Annotated in this window: 5 protein-coding genes and 2 pseudogenes; 3 read left to right on the top strand and 4 right to left on the bottom strand. The window is 73.6% G+C overall.

Annotated features, from left to right (window positions below; genetic code table 11):
- Positions 1-284 (bottom strand): annotated as a pseudogene (locus ACFV5N_RS25320) (glycosyltransferase WbuB); the annotation flags it as partial.
- A gap of 184 nt (positions 285-468) precedes the next feature.
- Between ACFV5N_RS25320 and ACFV5N_RS25315 the strand changes: the two are divergent.
- Positions 469-927: an adenylyltransferase/cytidyltransferase family protein gene (locus ACFV5N_RS25315; RefSeq protein ID WP_375062294.1), complete on the top strand. Its 459-nt coding sequence runs from the start codon at positions 469-471 to the stop codon at positions 925-927.
- A 33-nt stretch (positions 928-960) separates the two neighbouring features.
- Here the strand turns inward: ACFV5N_RS25315 and ACFV5N_RS25310 are convergent, their stop codons facing one another.
- Positions 961-1,836 carry a LysR family transcriptional regulator gene (locus tag ACFV5N_RS25310; protein ID WP_385604117.1) on the bottom strand — a complete coding sequence of 292 codons (876 nt, stop codon included), beginning with the start codon at positions 1,834-1,836 and terminating at the stop codon, positions 961-963.
- 105 nt (positions 1,837-1,941) lie between these two features.
- Between ACFV5N_RS25310 and ACFV5N_RS25305 the strand changes: the two genes are divergently transcribed.
- The gene (locus ACFV5N_RS25305; RefSeq protein WP_385604120.1) at positions 1,942-2,781 is read left to right on the top strand and encodes a DMT family transporter; all 840 of its coding nucleotides are present in this window, start codon (positions 1,942-1,944) and stop codon (positions 2,779-2,781) included.
- On the opposite strand, the gene ACFV5N_RS25300 is transcribed toward ACFV5N_RS25305, so the two are convergent.
- Entirely contained in the window at positions 2,756-2,956 is a 201-nt protein-coding gene (locus tag ACFV5N_RS25300; RefSeq protein WP_385604114.1) for a DUF397 domain-containing protein, read from the bottom strand. The genes ACFV5N_RS25305 and ACFV5N_RS25300 overlap by 26 nt on opposite strands.
- An 87-nt stretch (positions 2,957-3,043) precedes the next feature.
- Positions 3,044-3,766, bottom strand: coding sequence for a CDP-alcohol phosphatidyltransferase family protein (locus ACFV5N_RS25295; protein WP_385604110.1), 723 nt, complete (start codon positions 3,764-3,766; stop codon positions 3,044-3,046).
- An 85-nt stretch (positions 3,767-3,851) separates the two neighbouring features.
- Between ACFV5N_RS25295 and ACFV5N_RS25290 the strand changes: the two are divergent.
- Positions 3,852-4,262, top strand: a pseudogene (locus ACFV5N_RS25290) (hypothetical protein); the annotation flags it as partial.

Genomic DNA, 4,262 nt, shown 5'->3' with positions numbered 1-4,262 from the left:
GCCTCGTACAGGGCGCGGCGCAGCGCGGTCTGGTGGGGCGGTACGGTGTGCCGCCGCCGGTGGACGAGGACTCCGGCGCGTTCGTCGACGGTGCGCCACACGTGCCGGTAGGCGGGGTCGAGCCGCCAGGCGGGGTAGTGCGGTAACCCGGCCAGGACGTGGACTTCGGCGTGGCGTCCGCGGGCCCAGTGCTCGGCGAGCTGGGTGGCGTAGGGGCCGATGCCGGCTTGTTCGGGCGCGTAGTTGGTGGAGACCAGCAGCAGCCGTTCATGTCGTTCGCCCACGGTCGAACTTCTCCCCCCTGAACGGGATTTCCCGACAGCGCTCAGTGTCCACCCTATCCGCAGAACCTGCACCGCATGTCATCAATCGGGCCCGGGGAGTAAGGGTTTGGGGCTAAGGTCGGGTGGATCCGCCGCCCTGCCAGCCCGGCCGGGCCGGCCAGCGACCGCGTGGGGGTCACGAGTCATGCAGACGCAGCAGCGGACACCGCACACCGTGGGCTACGCGCCGGGGGTGTACGACCTGTTCCACATCGGGCATCTCAACATCCTGCGGCATGCCCGCAGCCGCTGCGACTATCTGGTGGCGGGTGTGGTCTCGGACGAGATGGCGGAACTGGCCAAGGGCAGACCGCCGGTCATACCCCTGGTGGAGCGGCTGGAGATCGTGCGGTCGATCCGGTATGTGGACGCGGCGTTCGTGGAGACGGTGCCGGAGAAGGTGGCCACCTGGCAGCAGGTGCGGTTCGACGTGCTGTTCAAGGGCGACGACTGGCGGGGGACGCCGAAGGGCGACCGGCTGGAGCGCGATCTGGGCCGGGTGGGGGTCGAGGTCGTGTATTTCCCGTACACGGTGCACACCTCCAGTACGCAGTTGCGCGGGGCGCTGGACGCCCTGGCGGCGAAGGCGGAACCGGGGCGCTGAGCACGTGGCCCGGCCCGGAGGGCGAGACGCGGGTCAGCCGGCCGGGCCGCCGCGCCCGTACAGCTCGGTCAGCAGCGCGATGGCGTCCCCGGTCGCCGGGTGCGGGTCGCGGCGGGGCCGGATCAGCCGGACGGGGACGGGCGGGGCGCCGCGCAGCGGGCGGTAGACGATGCCGTCGCGGCGGTACTGGGTGGCGGTGGCGCGCGGGGTGACGCCGACGCAGCGGCCGGCGCCGATGGCGGCGAGCCAGTCGTCGATGTCGTGGGTGTACTCGACGGCGGGGCGGGCGCCCTCGTCCCACAGGTCCAGGGTGGTGGTGCCGGTGTTCCGGTCGACGACGAGGGTGCGTTCCCGGACCTCGGCCAGCCGGATGCCGCGCCGCCGCGCCCACGGGTCGTCGGAGGCGAGGGCGATGACGCGCGGCTCGTGCCCGACGAGGGTGTGGTCCCAGCGGCGGGTGTCGACGGGGGTGCGGACGACGGCCAGGTCGCAGCGGCCCTCGGCGAGCCCGCCGGTCGGGGTGTTGTGGCGGACCAGGACGAGTTCGGTGCCGGGGTGGCGGGCGTGCCAGCGGCGCTGGAACTCGGCGGTGTGGGCGCCCAGGGCCGACCAGGCGTGGCCGAGGGCCAGCCGGCCGGTGCCGGTGGCGGCCAGGGCGGCCAGCGCGTCGGCCCCGGCGAGCAGGTGCCGGGCGCGGACCAGGACCCGGGACCCGGCCGGGGTGGGGGCGACGGTGCGGCTGGTGCGGTGCAGCAGCCGCACGCCGAGGATGTCCTCCAGGGCGCGCAGGGTGCGGGAGACGGCGGCCTGGGAGACGCCCAGCGCGATGGCGGCGTCGGTGAACGTACCGGCGTCGGCGATCGCGACCAGGCAGCGCAGATGCCGCAGCTCCAGTTCCCGGCTGTCCATGCGTCCAGCGTATCGATGACCGGGGACACGCATTTTGCCCCTCCGGCGGGGCGGCGCATGGTCGTGCCCATGACGGAGGAGCGGCGAGGGGCCGGCATCACCTTGATGGTGGGCAGCGGCCTGTCCAATCAGATAGGGGCCTCGGTGGGGGCCCTGGCCTTCCCGGTGCTGGGCCCGGTGGGGGTGGTGGCGGTACGGCAGTGGGTGGCGGCCGTGGTGCTGCTGGCCGCGGGCCGGCCCCGGGTGCGGGGTTTCGGCGCGGCGCAGTGGCGGCCGGTGCTGGGGCTGGCGGTGGCGTACGCGGTGATGAATCTGACGCTGTACGCGGCGATCGACCGGATCGGGCTCGGGCTCGCCGTCACCCTGGAGTTCCTGGGCCCGCTGGCCGTCGCCCTGGCGACGGCGCGGCACCGGCGGGGTGTGCTGTGCGCGCTGGCGGCCAGCGCCGCCGTGGTGGTCCTGGTGCGGCCGCAGCCGAGTACGGACTACGCGGGCATCGCGCTGGGGCTGACCGCTGCCGGGTGCTGGGCCTGCTACATCCTGCTCAACCGGACGGTGGGCCGGCGGCTGCCCGGCCTGGCGGGTTCGGCGGCCGCGGCGGCGGTGTCCGGGGCGCTGTACCTGCCGGTGGGCGTGGTGGTGCTGTGGCGTTCCGAGCCGTCCTGGGCCGCGCTGCTGTGCGCGCTGGGGGCGGGGGTGCTGTCCTCGGCGGTGCCGCTGCTGGCGGATCTGCTGGCCCTGCGCCGGGTGCCCGCCCATTTCTTCGGGGTCTTCATGAGCGTGAATCCGGTGTTCGCGGCGCTGATCGGCCTGCTGGTGCTCGGGCAGCACCTCGATCCGTGGTCGTGGGCGGCGGTCGCGGTGATCGTGGGTGCCAACGCGGTGGCGGCGGGCGGCGGTCCGGGCCGCCGGGTGCCGTTCAGGGCGGCAGCCGACCGGCCTTGACGGCCCGCAGCAGGCCGTTCAGTGCGGCGGCCCCGGTGGTGAGTACCAGGTCGGGGTCGGCCGTTTCGCGCAGTCCGAGCCCGTCGGGCCCGGCCGCGATCTCCAGGCACTCGTTGGTGTCGGGGCCGCTTCCCGAGAAACTCGACTTCTGCCAGACCCTTCCGGTGGGTTCCATGGCGTCCCCCCGCCGTCCTCGCCCGGTCCCGGCCGTGGCGTACCGGCCGGTCCCTTCAGCTTGGCAGCCGCCCGCCCTTGATCGCCATCAACACGCCGGTGCGGACAGTTCGCGGTACCACTTGGCCAGGAAGGCTCCACAGAACAGGACATGGGCGGCGCACAGCGCCAGGTATCCCCAGCGGAAGGCGGTTTCGTCGCCCAGCAGCAGGAACAGGGCGCACAGGACGCCGTGGTCGACCGGCAGCAGCGCGACCGCGCGCAGCCGCGGGGGCGGGGCCGGTGCGGCCGCCCCCGGGGCGTGCGGGCGCAGCTTCTCGCGCAGGAGGCCGCCGAAGAAGATCACCACCGCGGCGAGCTGGAAGAGCAGCGGCAGCAGCAGCCAGCCGTCGTGGGGCAGGGCGAAGTGCCGGTAGAAGGTGATCAGGACCACCGCGTGCAGGGCGGTGATCTTCGCGGCGTCCACCACGTGGTCCAGCCACTCCCCCACCGCGCTGGACTGGCCGCGCAGCCGGGCCAGCTGGCCGTCGGCCGAGTCCAGCGCGAAGCCGAGGACCAGGCCCGCGTACACGCCCACCGCCAGCGGCCAGGAGGGCGGGCGCAGCGCGACGGCGGCGAGGGCGGTGTAGCTGACGAGGGCGGACAGCAGCGTGACCCGGTTCGGGGTGAGCCCGGCCCGGAAGGCCGCCGCCGCCAGCACCCGGCCCAGCGGCCGGTTGATCCAACGGGAGTAGAGGGAAACGCCTTTCGCGGTCTTCTGCGCGGACCGCAGGTTCTGTAACGCTGCCGTGAAGGTCGTCGTCACCGCCATGACGGGGATCATCCCATGCGAGGTGCGTCCGTGGGCACGGTTACGATTCCTGGCATCAGCGAGAGGGTATGGGGAGGGCTTCACCATGCGGGTGCGAGCACGGGTGGCCAGGACCGCCGTCGGAGTGTTCATGGCGGTGGCCACGGCGGTGTCCGTGTCCGGCTGCATGACGGTGCACGGCGAGACGGCCATCATGCCGGCGGCCTCGGAGGAGGAGGCGGCGGACGCGCTCGCGCACTTCGTCGAGGTGAGCAACGAGTCCAACGCGGCGTTCGACGCGGATCTCAACGACACGATCGAGAACGGGCCACTGGGCGAGATCGATCACGCGGGCCTGGTGGCGCGCGGCACGGTGGACCCGGAGGGGAACCCGGACTTCGAGCCGCTGGAGTTCTCCGACACCCGCTTCCTGATACCGCAGCAGGCCGGCTGGCCGAAGTTCTTCGTGGCCGACACCGCCACGAACCGCAGCGGGGACGCCCGCTGGCTGCTGGTG

The organism is Streptomyces sp. NPDC059853 (genome assembly GCF_042731495.1).
In the GTDB taxonomy this organism is placed as follows: domain Bacteria; phylum Actinomycetota; class Actinomycetes; order Streptomycetales; family Streptomycetaceae; genus Streptomyces.
This window is presented reverse-complemented; position numbering and strand designations above follow the sequence as displayed.

Coding starts and splice junctions, on each gene's coding strand:
- ACFV5N_RS25315 (WP_375062294.1), top strand. CDS start 469: ATGCAGACGCAGCAGCGGACACCGCACACCGTGGGCTACGCGCCGGGG.
- ACFV5N_RS25310 (WP_385604117.1), bottom strand. CDS start 1,836: ATGGACAGCCGGGAACTGGAGCTGCGGCATCTGCGCTGCCTGGTCGCG.
- ACFV5N_RS25305 (WP_385604120.1), top strand. CDS start 1,942: ATGGTGGGCAGCGGCCTGTCCAATCAGATAGGGGCCTCGGTGGGGGCC.
- ACFV5N_RS25300 (WP_385604114.1), bottom strand. CDS start 2,956: ATGGAACCCACCGGAAGGGTCTGGCAGAAGTCGAGTTTCTCGGGAAGC.
- ACFV5N_RS25295 (WP_385604110.1), bottom strand. CDS start 3,766: ATGGCGGTGACGACGACCTTCACGGCAGCGTTACAGAACCTGCGGTCC.